Annotated in this window: 13 protein-coding genes; 8 read left to right on the top strand and 5 right to left on the bottom strand. The window is 57.3% G+C overall.

The annotated features are described in order from the left end of the window. Positions 1–85: 85 nt before the first annotated feature. A complete protein-coding gene (locus AC6IY8_RS00670; RefSeq protein WP_497776664.1) occupies positions 86–2,641 on the bottom strand; it encodes a TonB-dependent receptor domain-containing protein in 2,556 nt (851 codons plus the stop codon). 468 nt (positions 2,642–3,109) lie between these two features. On the opposite strand from AC6IY8_RS00670, the gene AC6IY8_RS00665 reads away from it, so the two are divergent. Next, positions 3,110–5,101, top strand: a complete 1,992-nt coding sequence (locus AC6IY8_RS00665; RefSeq protein WP_497776663.1) for a sigma-54-dependent Fis family transcriptional regulator — start codon at positions 3,110–3,112, stop codon at positions 5,099–5,101. A gap of 8 nt (positions 5,102–5,109) precedes the next feature. Here AC6IY8_RS00665 and AC6IY8_RS00660 read toward each other — a convergent pair whose 3' ends face one another. The 4 genes from AC6IY8_RS00660 to moaA are packed head-to-tail and all read right to left on the bottom strand — an operon-like array spanning position 5,110 to position 9,728. Then, entirely contained in the window at positions 5,110–5,538 is a 429-nt protein-coding gene (locus tag AC6IY8_RS00660; protein ID WP_497776661.1) for a hypothetical protein, read from the bottom strand. Continuing rightward, positions 5,535–7,508: a molybdopterin biosynthesis protein gene (locus tag AC6IY8_RS00655; RefSeq protein WP_497776659.1), complete on the bottom strand. Its 1,974-nt coding sequence runs from the start codon at positions 7,506–7,508 to the stop codon at positions 5,535–5,537. Before AC6IY8_RS00655 ends, AC6IY8_RS00660 begins: the two co-directional genes overlap by 4 nt. Beyond that, positions 7,505–8,722, bottom strand: coding sequence for a molybdopterin-binding protein (locus tag AC6IY8_RS00650; protein ID WP_497776658.1), 1,218 nt, complete (start codon positions 8,720–8,722; stop codon positions 7,505–7,507). The genes AC6IY8_RS00655 and AC6IY8_RS00650 overlap by 4 nt, the downstream gene beginning before the upstream one ends. Before the next feature lie 28 nt (positions 8,723–8,750). After that, positions 8,751–9,728: a GTP 3',8-cyclase MoaA gene (gene moaA, locus AC6IY8_RS00645; RefSeq protein ID WP_497776656.1), complete on the bottom strand. Its 978-nt coding sequence runs from the start codon at positions 9,726–9,728 to the stop codon at positions 8,751–8,753. Positions 9,729–10,269: 541 nt separating this feature from the next. On the opposite strand from moaA, the gene AC6IY8_RS00640 reads away from it, so the two are divergent. The 7 genes from AC6IY8_RS00640 to AC6IY8_RS00610 all read left to right on the top strand — a co-directional run bounded on the left by AC6IY8_RS00640 (position 10,270) and on the right by AC6IY8_RS00610 (position 18,339). Next, the gene (locus AC6IY8_RS00640) at positions 10,270–11,211 is read left to right on the top strand and encodes a hypothetical protein (protein WP_497776654.1); all 942 of its coding nucleotides are present in this window, start codon (positions 10,270–10,272) and stop codon (positions 11,209–11,211) included. A gap of 136 nt (positions 11,212–11,347) precedes the next feature. Beyond that, the gene (locus AC6IY8_RS00635; RefSeq protein WP_497776652.1) at positions 11,348–11,824 is read left to right on the top strand and encodes a 4Fe-4S dicluster domain-containing protein; all 477 of its coding nucleotides are present in this window, start codon (positions 11,348–11,350) and stop codon (positions 11,822–11,824) included. Positions 11,825–11,838: 14 nt separating this feature from the next. Next, positions 11,839–13,632, top strand: coding sequence for an aldehyde ferredoxin oxidoreductase family protein (locus AC6IY8_RS00630; protein WP_497776651.1), 1,794 nt, complete (start codon positions 11,839–11,841; stop codon positions 13,630–13,632). Between the two features lie 17 nt (positions 13,633–13,649). Beyond that, positions 13,650–13,922, top strand: a complete 273-nt coding sequence (locus AC6IY8_RS00625; protein ID WP_497776650.1) for a MoaD family protein — start codon at positions 13,650–13,652, stop codon at positions 13,920–13,922. A 27-nt stretch (positions 13,923–13,949) separates the two neighbouring features. After that, complete coding sequence (locus AC6IY8_RS00620) at positions 13,950–16,949, top strand: proton-conducting transporter transmembrane domain-containing protein (protein WP_497776649.1); 3,000 nt, start codon at positions 13,950–13,952, stop codon at positions 16,947–16,949. Continuing rightward, a complete protein-coding gene (locus AC6IY8_RS00615; RefSeq protein WP_497776647.1) occupies positions 16,946–17,422 on the top strand; it encodes an NADH-quinone oxidoreductase subunit B family protein in 477 nt (158 codons plus the stop codon). The genes AC6IY8_RS00620 and AC6IY8_RS00615 overlap by 4 nt, the downstream gene beginning before the upstream one ends. Further along, positions 17,419–18,339, top strand: coding sequence for a respiratory chain complex I subunit 1 family protein (locus tag AC6IY8_RS00610; protein WP_497776645.1), 921 nt, complete (start codon positions 17,419–17,421; stop codon positions 18,337–18,339). Before AC6IY8_RS00615 ends, AC6IY8_RS00610 begins: the two co-directional genes overlap by 4 nt.

The following is an 18,339-nucleotide window of genomic DNA, read 5'->3' as shown; positions in this document are numbered from 1 at the left end:
GAGAGTTCCGCTCATCGCAAACTCTCCCGACTGGCTGCGTGTGAAAAGACCAGATGCTATGCCAGGAGCATCCCGCCTTTTCTAGTTAAAAGTCGAAACGCATGGAGGCCGTAATCAGACGCGGCTCCCCTAGGTGTCCAAGATAGCTGCCCGAGCTTTGCCCAGTGATGCTGCCCGGACCGAGCGTGGACCAATAATGCACATTGGACACGTTATTGGCCGTAACACGCCAGGTGGTCACCTTGCCAATCAACTTGGCCGTGTACCGAACGCCTAGATCAAAGGTGTTGTACTGCGGTGTATAAGTGCTGTTGATGTCATCCATCGGGCGGCGTCCCACATGCTGCCAATCGAAGTTGAAGAAAACTCCGGTCAGCTTGGGCACGTGATACTCGGCAAGGATGTTGGACTTGTAGTCGGGCATTCCCACAAAGTTATTGTTGTTGGTCGCTGCAACGCCAGTATTGGTGAGCTTCGGGTCAAGCACCGTGATGCCTCCGGTTAACATCAGGCTTTCGATGATCCTGCCGGACATCACCGCCTGAGCACCGTAGTTCACCTGGTCTCCCACAATTTTGAACTGCTCGCAATTGACGGTTCCGGACTGCGTACCGCACGAGGTGCTGACTACGCCGCTAACATACGTGGCAAACGGACGCTCCACGCGGAAGAGCGCGGTCGAGAAGTTCACCTTGCGCAACACCAGCTTGTAACCAATCTCTCCCTCCTTGCTGCGATATGGAGGAAAGGGCTGGTTCGCATTCACGGTGACTGCCGGAGCGGCTGCGGCTGCGGCTACATCCGGCGCCTGAATGCTGCTGGCGAATGTTCCATAGAACGTCATGTTCTCGCGCGGCTTGAACATGATGCTCGCCGTGGGACTCACACCCTGCGTCATGTAGTTGCCAGTCGAGGATACGCGTTGATAGCCAGTGCTCTTGCTGTCCGCGTAGTTATTCGTCCACGTCCAGTCCTGGCTGGCGGCAACCTTAAGCAGCAGGTGACGCGTAAGCGTGATGGTATCGCTAACGTTGAAGCCCTGCTGGTGGATGATGCTCGATTCGAAGATTCCATTCGAGGCGCTGGTCTTGGTATAGGAATAGAGTCCGCTCGCCGGGGTCACGTCAACTTGGGGATTGTCGATGTTCGCCTGGCAAACATTGTTGGCGGTGCAAAGAGCTACCTTCGTCGGACTGGTTACTGGAGAGTACGACGCGAAACGATAGCCAGTGCTTCCAATCGCGAGATCGTGGTGAATCTTGCCGGTCATGACCTTGCCCGTTAGATAACCAAGATCACTGCTTACATGGAACCGCGGCGCGAGTGAAGAGAAGCTATTGGCGAGATAAGACTTATAGTTACCTTTATTGTCGATGAGCTGGTTGACCGCCGTGTTGATGTTGCGATCAGCAACCTGGTTCAGAACTCCGGCCATGAAATGCCAGTCCGAGTTGAGTTGGTGCTGCACCCGCACTTCACTGATCTGATTCGTGAGGTCCACGCCCGAGAAGGATTGTCCATAGCCCCGGCGTGTTGGGTCGGGAGCGTTAACCGGCAGCAGAATGCTCTTTGAGCCTGCGACCGTCAGCGGAGTAGTCGTAGGTGAGTAAGCGAACCAGCCTGGGTATCCGTGCTGGAACAGATTGTAGTAACTGAAATTTCCTTCAATCAGCGTGTGTGCAGAGGGTTTAATGTTTAGGGCAACGGCTGCAAGCTGACGCCGGAGCTGGCTATCGCTCACGTACCCATTGCCATCGGCCAGCACGAGGTTGGTGCGGTATCCGAACATCTTCCGCGCACCAAAGCGACCACCAAGATCGGTATGCACAGTGGCAACGGAATCACCTTCATAGCCAAGCTCGATTTCGCGCAGCGGTTCGTTTGTCGGGCGCTTGGTGATGAAATTGAAAATCCCTGACGGATTCGCAGGCCCATACATCGGACCGGCCAAGCCATCCACGACCTCCAGTTGTTCGTACTCTTCAAGTGCCGATGGAGTTGTAACGGCGATACCCATTCCGTCCTTGCGATCGTTCTGCATGTTACTGCCCTGCATGCCACGGGTCTCGGGGCGCAGCACTTCGGGGCCCTGCATTTCCTGGAAGAACACGATGGGCAGGTACTTTGCAGCTTCCTTGAAATTTCTCGACTGGGTGTCGTCAATCAGTTGACGCGAGATTACGTTGACCGAGTAAGGGATGTCGAGGATGGGAATAGAACCTAGCGGTCCGCCGGGTTTCACGGTATCCACGCGATATGCGTTCTCGACCGTTCCGGCCAATACGTTGACGATCTCCGTGTCGGTGGCCAGCGCCAGGGCAAGATCGCACTGCAGCGTCTGCCCTGCACTCAGTTTCAGATCGTTGACCATCGTGGGCCTGAAGCCTTTAGCCTCAGTCGAAACCGTATAGCTGCCCGGCACGACGTGAGCAAACGTAAACACGCCTTGTTGGTTGGTCGTGGTGGTCAGCTTGGCTTTAGTGGTCGTGTTCGTCAACACAACCGGCGTATTGGCCATCACCGCCTGGTGTGGGTCCTTCAGAACTCCGGTGATGGAACCCGTGCTCGAAGTGTCCTGAGCAAAACAGCAGAGCGAGGCGACTAGAAGAAGCGACAGCAGGAGCAATATGGGTTTCTTCATATTCAATCAATCCTGGAAATCGGAAAAAGGTAACATTCGGTGAACACGTCGCAACCGGGTTCCGGCACTTTAGCTGTAAGTCATCCGCTGCGAGCATACAACTGACTGGCATCTTTGCTGCCAATTGTTGATCCATAGAGTGAGGATTTCAGGAGATCACCCTCGGCCTTTCCGCTATGTGCGTACAACCCTGCCGGGTGAACAACCTGAATTCAAAGCAGTTCTCTTTAGCTGGGAACGTGATCAAATGCCTTCCGGCAATCGGAAAATTGCACGCAAGAATCTTTGGGAGACGTAAATACCTATTGCTTTTTTCTCCATTTGGAACACAAACTGGCGCAGTTGTCACAAAATAGGACACCGTTCCTGTATCCACCCCTCAGCGTAAACAGGTCCAATGTGACGGCAATCACTGTGACTTAGTTTTTTCCCGAAGGATAATCTACGCGCTCCCATTTGTGAGGATTGATGTCTGACAATATTGTCATTCAAAACGCGTGGCACCGATACACGGGAGGGCTGTCGCTCGATGTTCGCAGCCTGAGTCCCGAGATTGCCAGTTCATGGCAACGATGTCACAACCTGAGCGTTGACCCTCACAGCCCCGAGCCCCACGACATCGACCTCCCTCAACTTAGAGAACGCCTCCATCTGAATGATTACCTAATAAAGATAGTGCGCCCGGTGATGGAGCGGCTCTATGACTTCGTGCGCAACACCGGGTTCCAGGTGGTGCTCAGCGATGAAACCGGCCTGCTGCTGGATGTGATTGGCGATCCCGACATCACCAGGCGAACACAACGCGTCGAGTTGTGCCCGGGTGGGAACTGGAGCGAAGCATCCAAAGGGACCAATGCGATTGGAACCGCCATCTTCGAACGCAAGCCCGTCCAGGTTTTTGCCGCCGAGCATTACTGCCGGCCCAATCATTTTCTGGTTTGTTCGGCCGCGCCAATCTTTGATGTGGACGGAAAGATGGTCGGAGTACTCGATCTTAGCGGCGATTATCGCAACTCAAACGTCCACACCCTTGGCATGGTTGTAGCCGCCGTCGGCGCCATTGAAAACCAGTTACGCCTGCAGCGCGCAACCGAAAAGCTCTACACCGCCTACCGATATTCCAACATCTTGCTCGACAACATGTCCGACGGTCTTATTTCCGTGGATAACCGCGGACTCATTACCGAGCTCAATTCCAGAGCCGCACACATCCTTGGGGTAACATCGCGAGATATCAAGGGCCACCACGTCTCACAGCTTACCGACTGCCAACTGCCGCTGCTCAAGGTTCTCAATGAGGGCGAGCACTGTGACGATGAGGTTGTCTGCGGCAAAGGTGGTAAAAAGCTGCGCAGTTCCGCCTCGCTGTTGCGTGACGAGCACGGCAACATTATTGGAGCCATCGCTACCTTCCGTGAAGTTTCCAACTGGCGCGCTGCGGCCCGCCAATACTGCCTGCCAGCGCCGCAGACGTCTTCCATCCAAAGCATTGTTGGCAGCAGTCACGGCATCAACGAGTTGAAGCTGCGCACAAGGATGGCCGCCGCCAGCATCTCGACGGTGTTGATCGAGGGCGAAAGCGGAACCGGCAAAGAGCTGGTTGCAAAGGCGATCCATCAGAGCGGATCGCGCCATCGAGGCCCCTTTATCGCTGTCAACTGCGCCGCTCTGCCGGAGTCACTCGTCGAGAGTGAACTCTTCGGCTACGAAGAAGGTTCCTTTACCGGAGCCAAGAAGGGCGGGCGAGCCGGAAAGTTCGAGATGGCAAACGGTGGAACCTTGTTCCTCGATGAGATCGGCGACATGCCGATCAGTGCGCAAATGAAGCTGCTCCGCGTAATTCAGGAAAGAAAGGTGTCGCGCATCGGTTCCTGGGTTGATCGTGAAATCGACATCAGGATCATCGCCGCAACATTGAAAGATTTGAAGCAGGAGGTGAAGGACGGACGTTTCCGCCAGGATTTGTATTATCGCCTGAACGTTCTCAATCTTCGCATCCCGCCGTTACGTGAACGCGCTGAAGACATTCCGGTGCTGGCGCAATCTCTTTCTGTCCGCATCGCCGCCAAGATGAAGATTGAACCCAAGGTGTTCGATGAAGGACTGCTCGAAAAGCTTAAGTCCTATTCCTGGCCCGGCAACGTGCGCGAACTCGAAAACGCAATCGAGCGCGCAATGAATCTGGCAGGCGATGAGCCGGTGCTCACCGTTGACCATTTCGAATTGCTGAATCAGGTGCCCGAGCTGTCCGCTGGTACCAGCATGGAAGCAATGCCGCTGCGCAGCCTCGTGGAAATGGAGAAGGAAATGATCTTCCGGACGCTTGCCTTCCACAAAGGCAACATCCAGAAAGCTGCAACATCACTCGGAATCAGCCGCAACACGCTCTACCGCAAGATGAAGGAGTTCGAGGCCGGCGGCACCGACTCCGCAATCGATTTTGCGCAACACTCGAACTGAGTTTCGCGCTATCTTTCCGTGTCATCCCCAAACAGTGGCGACCAATGTCTCAGGCGCTTGGTCATATGCGATCCCACTGAGGCGATAATCAGCACAACAATCAGGATAGCCAGCCGATGTTCCCACGCAAACGGAATTACGCAGAGTAATGCCAGCTTGAGCATCACCAGAAGTCCCCACCCCTGAAACAGTGCGCGGAACGAAGGATAGGCCTCGATGATCGCCATGAAGATTCCACTCACAATGGCCGCATAGAGCATCGGAAGCAGCCGTGAAGCGGGAGCATTGAACGCGTGGCCGCCCACCAGAATGCTGATGGAAACCAGATGCACCGTGCGAAAAAGAATGCTCCATGCTCGCGCATATGGAATTGCCCGCCCCGGGCTGGCGCTTGCGGCTGCCGGTAGTTTCTGCGAAGCATCATTAGCAGACCTCATACGCTTACAGCCTCGAGTTCAAAACCTAGCTGCTCCAATTGCCACCTCACGTTTGGATCGCGCAGCATAGCGAGGAACCGCTGCACCGGCGCGCGCTCCAACCGATTGCTGGGTATCACAAAATCGTAGTGCTCCGCCTGTAGCGGAAGGAATCCCAGACCGTATTGCCGGGCGACCGTCTGAATGGCGAATCCCCAATCGGCGCGTCCCTGCGCGATGGCGGCAGCGACTGCGTTGTGCGTCTTTGCCTGGTTCGTGTATCCCTGCGGCTGGCGTCCCTCAAGAACTTGATCGATTAGAATCCGCGTGCCGCTCCCAGCATTGCGGTTGATGAAAAGACAGGACTCATCGGCACTCGCCACTTTGGCCGCCTCCAGTGCGCTGCGTCCCTCGAAGCGCGAATCCCCGGGGCGGAACAGAATGCCCTGAAGCCGTGTGTATCCGGTGGCAAGCGTCAAACCCTCGCTCAGAAAGGGACGGTTGTAATCGCCTGTCGCGGCGTCCATCAGATGAATTCCTGCAACATCGCACTCGCCACGCTTTGCGGCAATCAGCCCGCCATTACTTCCCACGTTGAGCGCTCTTACTGAAAATCCTGCCGCGATGACATGGTCAATCAGCAGATCCAGTCCCACGCAGTGGCTTCCGATCATGACAAGGTCAGCAATGGAGTGATGTGCGCCAATTAGCGTAACTTCGACTTCTGTGCCCGCGGCTACCGTTTCCGTCTGCGCAGCAACGGTGAAAAATCCGTCAGCCTGTCCAAAGGCTGTAACCGATCCAGAACCTTTGCTGGTGGGATAAGCGGCGAGTTTCCCTTCCCTGTCACGGACCAGCGACACCATCACATATTCCGTGCGCCCGCGGTCTGAACTGAGGCGCGCCGGGACCGTGGCACGAACCGTCTCAGGACGTTCCGGAGGAAGTCCGGCAAAAGCTCGAATGACCGGCGCCACAAACTCATGGAAGGTGAAAATAGCAGAGGTCGGAAATCCCGGAAGAATAACGACAGGCTTGTCATCGCTCACAGCGAGACACAATGGCTTGCCCGGCTTCAGCGCCACGCCATGCACAACAATGCCCGGATCGTTCAGCTTACTCACAGCGCGATAGGCAAGATCGCCCGCACCCTTCGATGTTCCGCCGGAGAGCAGGACGATATTGCACTCCAGAGCGCGTCGCAGCGTGGAATCGATTTCCGATTCGTTGTCGCGGGCGATCCCAAGTAGAACAGGCTCGCCTCCCGCTTCTCTCACGGCTGCGGCGAAAATCGAACTGTTTGAGTCATAGACCTGCCCAAGTGACCGCGATTCACCGGGAGGCACCAGCTCATCTCCCGTGGAGAAGATGGCCACCTTCGGCCGACGCCACACGTTGACCTTCGCGAGCCCAATCGCCGCGAGGCAACCGATCTCACGCGATGTCAACGTCTGCCCTGCGCGCAACACCGTTTCACCTTGCGCTATGTCGCTTCCGGACGCCGCAATGTAAGCACCTGGCGCGACCGGACGACGCACATCCACCACAACCCGCCCGTCGCGTTCCGCTGCATCGGTCTGCTCCACCATGACAACCGCGTCAGCTCCGCGCGGAATCATGCCCCCGGTAGCAATGATCGTCGCAGTGCCTGCCGTGACGTCCACGACAGGAACAACGCCCGGGGTAAGTATTTCCGAGTTGAGCATGAGCGTGCACGGATGATCGTCGCTTGCGCTGGCAATGTCTACCGAGCGCACCGCAAATCCATCTACGCGCGAGCGGTCAAATCCCGGCACGTCCACGGCGGAAACCACATTGCGCGACAGCACTCGCCCGAGCGCGTCTTGCAGCGCGACTTCGACTTCCCCGAGCGGCGCAAGATTCAAATGCGCGCGGAACCGTGCTTCCGCCTCGTCCCTACCAATCACATTGAGGAACTGCTGTTGTCGTGCGGCACTAAGCAACGTCGCGTTGTTATTCTGCGCGCTCATTCCGCTCCTTCATAAGTAAAAACCTCGACGCAGTCACCTGCGGCATAACCTTCCAGCGAAGCGGAAATCATTATGAACCCATCGGCACGAGCTACTGAAGCGAGGCCACCAAACTCGGCACCGCCCAGCGGCACAGCTTCTCCATTGACGAGGCGCACGCGACACAGTTCCACTGTCCCAATGGCGGAGACGATCTTGCGTCCCAGGCGTGCCTGCTGCACGCGATATGGGAACGCCGGACTGCGGCCAGCGAGACGGCGAATCAGCCTTCCGGCAAAGAGCTCATACGCACACAAACAATCCAGTGGAGTGCCCGGAAGCAACACAACCGGAACTTCCGCGACGGATCCCATCCCGGTGGATTCTCCGGGGCGCACCGCAATGCCGTGGATGGAAAGTGCTCCAGCATCCTGCAAAGCCAACGGCGCCATGTCATCGGAGCCCGCGCCCGTCCGCCCGCACACCAGAAACAAATCCGCGCGCGGCAGGGACAAACTCCTTGCAAGTTCCGCGCGATCCGCGACAGCCTGGGTGCAGCTTTCAACCAACCCACCATCGCGCACGATCATTGCGCGAAGCATGAGACCATTTGCATCGACCTGCTTCGTGCTGTCAGATGACTTTGTGCCCGCAACAACGACTCGCACTCGCGGACGGCGCGTAACGACGATGCGCTCGACTCCAAACGAGGCAATGCATCCGAGGTCGGAGGAACGCAGTGGACGAGTGCTTTCAATTAGCACTGTGCCTTGCTGCGCGTCCTGCGCACGTTTCACGACCCGCTCTCCCTGAGCAATTGATTCGATCACGGTGAGGGTCTTCTTCGATCGATGAGCAATTTCAAACGGGGCAACGCAGTCAGCGCCCTGCGGAAGCGGCTCCCCGGCACTCACCATGACTGCAGACATGGACCCAAGCAGTTTTCTTTCATCTTGAAGAGTAAATACCAGGGGGTTATAGCTGCCCGCGCCGATGGTCTCTCCTGATTTCAGCGCATATCCATCGCTGGCAGCGATGTCCGTGGAAGGATTATCGAAAGGGGCAACGAACGGATGGCAAAGAATGCGCCCGGCTGCCTCCTCCAGAGCTACTTCTTCTTCGTCACAGGTCCTTGAATATTGATCGACCCACTGCAGCGCCTCGTCGAAAGAAACGCGATCAGAAAATCCCTGTTCCCGTATGTCTCTGCCTCTGAGCTGCGTGTCCTTCAACATCAAATTCCATCCTGACGGCGAAACTACCTCAGCCGCCGATTTCCGACATCGCGAATGCACTCGTTTGCAAATCGCGCTCCAGCAGGTGATGCCGCTCCGGTTTGTTCATCAGCACACTGGCCAGCGCAGAACGCAACTGATCATCACTGCCATCCAGATAGGGCTTGAGGCTCATGCCTTTGCTGTCAAACAAGCAGCCCTTCACAACACCCGAGGCCGTAAGACGAAGACGGTTACACGACTCGCAGAAATGATTTGAGATCGGAGTAATGATACCGATCTTTCCCAACGCTCCGGGGATTTTGTACATCGTTGCCGGACCGGCAATCCGGTCAGGCGGCAGCGACGCAATCTTGTAAACCGAGCTCAACCGCTGCAATATTTCTTTCCCTGAAACAAACGCGAAAGCCCACTCAGGCGCAACACTTGTCGGCATGTACTCGATAAAGCGAACCTGGCGTGCGGTCTTCAGTGTCATAGCAGCGAAGTCCAGCAATTCATCCTCGTTCATGCCACGAACTACGACAACATTGATCTTTACCGGAGGAAAGCCCACGGCCTCTGCTGCAGCAACGCCCTCTAGGACTCGCCGGACATCTCCTCCGCGTGTCATTGCCGCGAACGTGTCAGGCTTCAGCGAATCCAAACTGACATTCAACCGTTGCACTCCGGCAGAACGCAACTGCTTCGCACAGTCGTTTAACAACATGCCATTCGTAGTAAGAACAAGTTCCTTCAGTCCCTCAAGAGCCGATAGGTCTCCGAGAAACTCGATCAGGTTCTTTCGCACCAGCGGCTCTCCGCCAGTTACACGGATCTTCTCTATTCCCAGAGAAACTGCCAGCCGCGCGATGCGATACATCTCCTCGAAACTTAGAATCTCGTTGTGCGAGAGTTTCGGTACGCCTTCGGCTGGCATGCAATAACGGCATCGCAAGTTACAGCGGTCTGTCACCGATAAGCGGAGATAGTTGATGCGTCGGCCATAGAAGTCCATTGGGGCCATGGGTTATTTCCTGTGAGTCTACATTTTATGCTGGCAATTTGCATGCCATAGACGTTTAAGACCTCGGACTGTTTGTTCAACACAGCCGCGTGGGGCATAGCTGCACTTACAAGCCTCGCATCAGCGAAATACTTGCCGTACCAACCCGTAGCGATCACCCCAGCACCCACGCGAGCCTGCTACGCCGTCACATTTTGTGACAGTTGTTCGATATCGTTACTTCAAAACGTGACACTCCGGCCGAACCATCTCACTTCTGTTTCATGGGCAGTAGAGGGTCCCACGCATCGACTCAAGAAAACGATACTGGCCGCAATCCTAAGTAAACAGAAGGCTCCAGCCCTCCTCTCCTGCACCGATTCCGCACAACTTAGCAATTTGGCATAACACGTGCCCTTAGTAGGTTCGGCCCGCTCCGAAAAGCTTCATAAGATTCGATCTTGAATTGTGCTGCTCGAATTACGCACCGGATCGCTCAGAAAGGCTTCGTAGCTCGTGCTCTGTATCTATTTCAATAAGTTTGCGAGGGGGAATGAATTCGATGAACTCTTCGAATCGTAAGTATCGCATTGGGCGCCTTGTGCTGGCGGCCTTTGGAGGGCTCGCGCTGACATTAGGTTTGTCGGCAAATGCGAATGCCCAGGCACTGGGATGGGAGGGCGAAACCGGTGTCTTCGTCACTCCTCTGGCCTACACCGCTTCAGCGGAAAATCAGAAATTTCACCCGGTAGTCTCCTATCACTACTTCAATGCCGGTCCCGTGATTGGTGACTTCCATGAAGCTTCCGTCGAAATGGGCGTCGGCAAGCGTTTTGAGTTTGGCTACACCCGCGAATTTCATAACTTCGGCGGCGACAAAGCTCTGAGTCCGCTATGGCAGAACGGCTTCGACATTTTCAACGCCAAGTACATGGTTCTTTCCGAAAACTACAAGAAGCACAACTGGGTGCCAGCGGTTTCGGCAGGTATCATTGCACGCACCGGAGTGCGCAACGTTGGCAACTATCTGGCCTGGAGCCCGAACACCAACAACGGCAAGCACAACCAGGATCTCTATGTCGTGGCTTCGAAGGTCGTTCCGGTTAAGCACGCTGGCGCGTTCAGTGCGTTTGTTCTGAATGCCGGTGTCCGCGGCACCAACGCCGAACTCTGGGGCATGGGCGGTAACGCTCCGGATTGGCAGGCACGCAGCTTTGGCGCATTGGCATTCGTCTTCAAGGGCCCCGATAAGAGCACCATCATCTTCGGCACTGAAGCTTCGCAGCAGCCGCACCATCCGCTTGGCTTCACCAGCGCCAGCGACACTGGCGGCGTAAAGCTGAACATTCCGACCACTCTTACCTACTGCGCACGCGTCGTCCCGACATCGCGGCACAAGTTGAACTTCGATGTGGGAATTGCGCAGGTTGCCGGAAACATCGCACCGGGAGTCAACCTCAAGGCGCGGCACCAGTTCGGCGCGCAGATGTCCTACGGGTTCTAGTTCTTCCCTCTCCGGCTGAGTGTCGCATTCCAAAAAATTGAGGCACTCAGCCAAATCCGGCTGGCGGGCACACTGGCCCTCGGCAGTCGGAATGAAGCAGTGAGCTGCGTGATCGCCAGTCTGAATTGGAGAACTTATGCCAAAAGTCTTAATGATTCATCCAGACCGCTGCACTGGATGCCAGAACTGCGAGCTGGCCTGTAGTTTCAGCCACGAGAACCAGTTCCGGCCAACAGGCACTCGGGTGCATGTGTATAGCTGGGAGCGAGAAGGTTTCTCGGTCCCAATGATGTGCCAGCAATGTGATTCCGCTTCGTGCATGAAGGTGTGTCCAACCGGCGCACTGCACCGGACAAAAGGGACTACGCTGGTCGAATACTCCCGCGAAAAATGCATTGGCTGCCGCATGTGCACCATCGCTTGCCCATTCGGCAATGCGGTTTATGACAGCGTGACCGAGTCCATTCTGAAATGCGATACCTGCGGTGGCGATCCTGCATGCGTGCAGTTCTGCCCCAGCCAGGCACTGGAATACGTTGATGACAGCATTTCTACACGCTCTCGGAAAAGAGAGTTTGCAGGCAAGTTCAAGTCTGCTTTCGAGGGGGCATAACCATGAGCGGCTATATGGGAACTATTCTTCGCGTCAACTTAACGACCGGGGCCGTTTCAAGGCAGGCCACGAATCTGAAAGACGCTGCTCTCTACATCGGAGCACGCGGACTCGCCGACAAAATCTACATCGATGAGGTCGATCCCAAGGTCGATCCCCTCTCGCCAGATAACAAGATGGTGTTTGCGCCCGGGCCGTTCACCGGAACCTTTGCCCCGTCCGGCGGCCGCTATCACGTGGTCACGAAGGGACCTTTGACCGACGCGATCGCTGGTGCGAACTCGGGCGGATCCTGGGGACCCGAACTGCACTATGCCGGTTACGACGCTCTCGTCATCGAGGGAAAGTCCACCGAGCCTGTCTATCTCTGGATCAAGGACGACACCGTTGAGATCCGCAAAGCCTCTCACATCTGGGGCAAGCTGGTGCCCGACACCACCGACTCGATTCGAGACGAGACTGACCCTGAAGCCAAGGTCGCCTGCATTGGACCGGCTGGAGAAAAGCAGGTTCTGTTTGCAGCAATCATGAACGAAATGCACCGCGCAGCCGGACGTGGCGGCGTTGGTGCAGTGATGGGCTCCAAGAACCTGAAGGCCATCGCAGTTGTTGGAACAAAGGGACTCAAGGTTGCCGATCCCAAGGCGTTCAAGGAAGCGGTGCTTGCAGGTCGCAAGGGCATTAAGGAGCATCCGGTAGGCGGCGCGGGACTGAAGGCTTACGGCACCGACGTTCTGGTCAACATCCTGAACCAGGTAGGCTCGCTGCCCACCAACAATTTCCAGGATGGATACTTCCCCGCTGCAGACAAAGTTGGTGGCGAATCACTCGCGGCCAATCAGCTCGTACGTCCGAAGGGCTGCTTCTCCTGCGTGATTAGCTGCGGTCGCGTCAGCAAGGTCAAGAACCCCAAGTACGCGGGCGAGGGCGAAGGTCCAGAGTACGAAGCAGCATGGTCGATGGGTCCTGACTGCGGTATCGACAATCTGGACGCGGTCACGCACAGCAACCATCTTTGCAACGAACTCGGCATGGACCCAATTTCCTTCGGCTCCACGCTGGCCTGCGCCATGGAATTGTTCGAAGCTGGCTTGATCACCCTGAAAGACACGGATGGTACGGATCTCAGCTTCGGCAACGTCGATGCCATGGTAGAGATGACGCGCAAGACCGGCCTGCGTGAAGGCATCGGCAACAAGCTCGCTCTTGGCTCCTATCGCCTTGCCAACTCCTACGGACATCCCGAACTCTCGATGACCGTGAAGAAGCAGGAAATTCCTGCTTACGATCCACGCGGAGTTCAGGGCATCGGTCTTGAATACGCAACCTGCAACCGCGGCGGTTGTCACGTCAAGGGCTACACGATCGCGGTCGAAGTACTGGGCTGCGGCGCCAAGCTCGATCCTCACGTTACGACCGACAAGCCATTCTGGGTGAAATTGTTCCAGGACCTCACGGCTGCCATCGATGCCTCCGGAGGCTGCATCTTCGGAACCTTCGGCATGGGTGGAGACAACTATGCAGCGATGCTCTCTGCTCTGACCGGAACGCCATACACACCTGAGGAATATCTCAAAGCCGGAGAGCGAATCTGGAATCTCGAGCGCTTGTTTAACCTCGAAGCCGGATTGACAAGCAAAGACGATGCTCTGCCGGAACGCATGACCAAGCTCCCCATCAAGACTGGTCCGTCGAAGGGCGAGGTTAGCCATGTGCCGGAAATGCTTCCCGAGTATTACAAACTGCGTGGCTGGGACAAAGCTGGCGTCCCCACCAAGGAGCGTTTGCACGACCTGCAGCTTGCTTAGCTTGGGAGATTCGTACCGTGACCATTCGATACTTTGCTGACATTCGAGACTTGACGGGTCGCGGAGAAGAAACGTGGACGAAGGTGGTGCCAGACCTGCGCTCGCTCCTAAAGGGGCTAGCTGCACAGTACGGCACCGCCTTCGGCAAGCGGGTTTTCGAAGGCGATCAACTCAACAGCACGATCATCATTTTCGTAAACGGCCGCGATGTCGTCCACCTGAAGGGGATCGAATCCCCTCTGACGGGCGACGATGTTGTGGCGATCTTCCCAATGGTGGCGGGTGGTTAACACGCGATCGGCGGAAGGAGGCAATTTGTGACTGCAAGTAATGCCGCACTCATCCCGCTGGCCGTGCTCTTCGCAGGCATCTTGTTGCAAGCCATCCTGGCGGGTGTGCTTACGGCAAAAGCGAAGGGCTGGCTTGCGTTCTTATCCGGCGTTGGATCTCTGGCCGGTGTTGTAGCGATCTGGCCGACCATCCTCGCCGGAAAAGCATTGGACATCACCTTCGGACACTGGGATGGTCCTATTCAGCTTGCCTACCGCATTGACGGACTCGGATTCCTGTTTGCTTTGATGGCCGCAGGAATCGGCTCGGCAGTGCTGCTCTATTCCGTCGGCTACATGGAGCACGAGAAAGGCACAACCAGATTCTATTCACTCGTCCTGACCTTCATCGCCGGACTAATTCATCTGGTTTACACCTCCGATCTCTTTCTCATGTACTTGAGCTGGGAACTGGTGGGCCTTTGCTCCTTCTTCCTGGTCAGCTTCTGGTACAAGGATCGTGAAGCCGCATTCGGCGCACGCAAAGTGCTGACCATGACCCATCTGGCCGGCTACGGATTCTTCGCCGCCGTGGCACTGCTTTACTTCCGTACGGGTTCCACGCTCTGGACCGACCCGCGAGTGCAAGGCGCATTCACTACCGGAATCTTCCTCTTGATCCTGGTCGCCGCGGTCGCAAAGTCCGTTCAGTTTCCGTTGCATACGTGGATTGCCAGCGCGATGGCCGCACCAACTCCGGTCAGCGCTCTGCTGCACGCTGCCTGTTATGTGAAGGCAGGTGTTTACCTCGTAGCGCGCTTGCATTCCCTCGGACCATGGCCCGCGTCATGGGGACTTACCGTTTCATGGTTGGGTGCCGCAACCTTGCTGGTCGGCGTTCTGTTTGCCATGGCACAGCACGACCTGAAGCGTCTGCTCGCCTACCACACCGTAAGCCAGATCGGTTACATGATGCTTGGACTCGGCCTGGGCACACCGCTCGGCATCGCCGCCGGACTGTTCCACTGCCTCAATCACGGACTCTTCAAAGGCGGACTCTTCCTCTGCGCCGGTGCCGTCCAACACGCCTGCGGAACTCGCGACATGGATCACCTCGGCGGCCTCGGCCGCAAGATGCCGCGCACCATGCAGATCTGGCTCATCTGCTCGGCTGGAATCGCCGGTGTACCGCTGCTCAATGGTTTTGTCAGCAAGTGGATGCTCTACAACGCGGCCTTGGAAGTCCACCAGCCGATACTCGCGCTGATACCGTGGGTCGGCAGTATTCTCACGGTATTCTCCTTCCTTAAAGCGACCAGCGGCGTCTTCCTCGGCAGCGAAGGCTCTGCCACCGAGCACGCACATGAAGTCTCACCATCGATGGTCGCTGGCGGCAGCATTCTCGCCGCTGGATGCATCCTCCTCGGCGTCGCACCGCAACTCGCCGTCAACTATCTGCTGAACCCGTTGCTGCCCGCAGTCGGCAGCACGCCTCTCGCCGGAGTGAGCTGGTTTGGGCTCACCGCTGGGCAAGGCCTCTGGCTAGCGTCTGGCGGATTGATGCTCGGCGTAGTGGCACTGCTCTTCGGTGCACTCTTCGTCTGGATTCCAACCGTCGTTCGGGGTACAGCCACCGCCGGAGGCGCGCCTTCGGTCTTCACCGGTGGAGAATTGCTCTCCTCTCGCGGACATCTCGGTGCCAGCGATTTCTCAGACGCAGTAAAGCACTCCCTTGCTCCGTTCTATCGTGTATTTGATGTCGATGTAGCATGGCTCAAGATTTGGCGTCTGCTTGGCACAATCGCCGCGGCCATCGCAAAGCCGTTCGCTGCGGCAGAGCAATACGCGTGGGCTTTGCTTCCTGTCATCGCCGTTGCCATCGGCGCTTACGGATGGTTTGCTCCTGTGGCGCAAGCCGGTGCTGTCAATGCAACTCCGATCGCAGTACCGCAAACTCTGGTGCTTGCAATCGGCGTCGGAGTATCGCTCGTGGGTCTTCTGTTCGCATCGGCTGCAGCCCAGGCATGGCGTCGCTTAGTTCTTCCGCTGGCTGTTGCGGGCATACTTGCCATTGCTGGAATCATTGCCCCCGGCGCACTCGTACGCACCGCCCTTCTGGAAGGCGCCGCCGTTATCGCGCTGCTCGTCCTCTGGAAGACCGCTGCTAAATCCGCTGCTCGCTACGGCTATCTGGTTGCCATCGCAGTATCGGCAATCGGCATGGTTGGAGGAGCGATGGCCGCCGAGCATGGCAACGCGCATCTCGCCCTTGCCCTGCTACTGCCTGCGGTCGCCGTGAAGCTGGGACTGGTGCCGCTGTGGTTGTGGCTGCCATTGGTCGCCGAATCTACTCCCGCAGTGCTTGCAGGACTTGTAATCGGCGTCGTGGACGTTGCTGCTTTCGCCGAAGTTCTCACCCTGCGCACCTCGGAGCCTTGGCTGTTTACTCCCGCCCTTCCCTGGCTTGTGCTTGGCGTCGCATCGGCTGTTCTTGGCGCGCTGTTTGCATTGGCGCAGCGCAATATCAAGCGCCTGCTCGCATTCTCCACCGTCGAAGACATCGGCCTTCTGGTAGTGGCGGTTGCATTCGGTGGTGAGCTCGGAATCACTGGCGCACTCCTCGGTGCCACCGTCCACGCACTGGCCAAGGCGTTGCTCTTTGCCAGCGTCTCCGGCCCTGAAGCCGAAGGTGCGGCGCTGACCGATGCGCGAGGTCTGGCTACACGGCATCCGCTCGGCGCGGCTGGCTTTGCTGTTGGTGCGCTGGCGGTCTTGGGTGTCCCCCCCACCCTTGGATACGCAGCTCACTGGCGGATCTTCACCGCAGTCGCCGGAGACCGTCCATTGCTCGCTGTGTTGTGCGGAGCTGCGATGCTCTCCGTAGCGGTTTACGCCCGCGCCATCGCATTGTTCTGGTGGGGTCCTGACACGTCTCCGGAACAACCAGTCCGATACAACAGAATCCTGATGGCTGTTGCCGTCGTCTTGCTGGCCATTACCCTGCTCGCCGCTGGCGTCTGGCCACGGTTGCTCGGAGGTGTAGCATGAGCGGAACTGAAAATGGCCTGATCTTTCGTCTCGTAGAACGTGCGCGCCGGCGTTCCGTCTGGCTGTATCACTTCAATGCCGGTGCCTGCAACGGCTGCGACATCGAGTTGGTCACCTGCCTTACACCTCGCTACGACGTGGAACAGGCTGGTATCCGCCTCGAGGGCAGCCCACGCCACGCCGATGTCCTCTGCGTCTCCGGCCCTGTAACTCGCACCACGCGCGAATCGCTCGAAACAATCTACGCGCAGATGCCGGACCCCAAGGTGGTAGTCGCCATCGGCTCCTGCCCGGCTACCTGCAACGTTTTTGCCGGAAGCCCAGTGATCGATGGCCCGGTGAACAAAATCATCCCGGTCGATATCTACGTCCCCGGCTGTCCTCCTCGTCCGCACGCCATCATCGACGGAATCGGGCGCGCCGTTGAAAAGTTGGCGCTGCGCAAATCGACAGCAGCGGTAGGTGGCAAATGAATACATTCCGTGCATTTCTAGCGCTGCTCGTTTTTCCAGGTTTCCTGTTTGCACTCCCGGCAGGCTGGCTCATGTTGGGCATCGTGCGGAAGCTGAAGGCTCGTTTCCAGGGCCGTTTCGGGCCGCCGGTTACGCAGCCCTTCTACGATACGGTAAAGCTGTTTTCCAAGATGCCGGTCAGCCGCGTCGCATCCGACGTGCCACTGTTCATCGGACTGCCTTTGCTGGCCATCGGCAGCACGATCGGAGCCATTGCCCTGCTTCCCATCTTCCGGGGTGAAACCGGCTTCGTAGGCGACATCATCCTGCTCGTTGGCTTGCTTGAAATGCCGCCGCTCTGCTTCATCCTTGCGGGTTACGCATCGCGTTCCATTTATGGCGAAGTAGGCGCCACGCGTGAAGCGGTCGTCAGCATTGCCTCGAACGTTCCATTCCTTGCCGCCCTGATCGCTATGGCTGCCTCCGCGGGCTCCATGCACAGCTCGCAGATTGTGGCCGCGACGCCGTTGGCCGTTCGTGTTCCTGCTCTGCTCGCGATCCTGTTCTGCCTCCCAGTGAAGCTGCGGCTCAATCCTTTCTCGCTGGCGAATGCCGAGCAGGAACTGCTGGCTGGTCCGCTCACGGAATTCGATGGCCCGCGGCTCGCGTTATGGGAACTCGCACACGCAGTCGAGTGGGTGGCTCTGATCGGATTCGTGGTTACATTCGCGATCCCATACCGCAGTGAACATGGGCTGGTGAACGCCATCGCCTTCGTCGTGCTGTCGTTCGTGCTGGTGCCTCTGCTCACTTTGCTGGCCTCATCCACCGCGCGCCTGAAGCTCGCGCAGGCCACCAGCCTGACCTGGAAGTGGGGCGGCGCTGTTGCCGCGCTGGCTCTTGCGGCCGCATTCCTCATCCGAAACGGAGCTCACTGA

The organism is Koromonas soli, assembly GCF_059726265.1.
This window is presented reverse-complemented; position numbering and strand designations above follow the sequence as displayed.

What these genes read in the sequence shown, in the direction of transcription:
- AC6IY8_RS00670 (WP_497776664.1), bottom strand. Translation starts at nt 2,641, where the DNA reads ATGAAGAAACCCATATTGCTCCTGCTGTCGCTTCTTCTAGTCGCCTCG.
- AC6IY8_RS00665 (WP_497776663.1), top strand. Translation starts at nt 3,110, where the DNA reads ATGTCTGACAATATTGTCATTCAAAACGCGTGGCACCGATACACGGGA.
- AC6IY8_RS00660 (WP_497776661.1), bottom strand. Translation starts at nt 5,538, where the DNA reads ATGAGGTCTGCTAATGATGCTTCGCAGAAACTACCGGCAGCCGCAAGC.
- AC6IY8_RS00655 (WP_497776659.1), bottom strand. Translation starts at nt 7,508, where the DNA reads ATGAGCGCGCAGAATAACAACGCGACGTTGCTTAGTGCCGCACGACAA.
- AC6IY8_RS00650 (WP_497776658.1), bottom strand. Translation starts at nt 8,722, where the DNA reads ATGTTGAAGGACACGCAGCTCAGAGGCAGAGACATACGGGAACAGGGA.
- moaA (WP_497776656.1), bottom strand. Translation starts at nt 9,728, where the DNA reads ATGGCCCCAATGGACTTCTATGGCCGACGCATCAACTATCTCCGCTTA.
- AC6IY8_RS00640 (WP_497776654.1), top strand. Translation starts at nt 10,270, where the DNA reads ATGAACTCTTCGAATCGTAAGTATCGCATTGGGCGCCTTGTGCTGGCG.
- AC6IY8_RS00635 (WP_497776652.1), top strand. Translation starts at nt 11,348, where the DNA reads ATGCCAAAAGTCTTAATGATTCATCCAGACCGCTGCACTGGATGCCAG.
- AC6IY8_RS00630 (WP_497776651.1), top strand. Translation starts at nt 11,839, where the DNA reads ATGGGAACTATTCTTCGCGTCAACTTAACGACCGGGGCCGTTTCAAGG.
- AC6IY8_RS00615 (WP_497776647.1), top strand. Translation starts at nt 16,946, where the DNA reads ATGAGCGGAACTGAAAATGGCCTGATCTTTCGTCTCGTAGAACGTGCG.
- AC6IY8_RS00610 (WP_497776645.1), top strand. Translation starts at nt 17,419, where the DNA reads ATGAATACATTCCGTGCATTTCTAGCGCTGCTCGTTTTTCCAGGTTTC.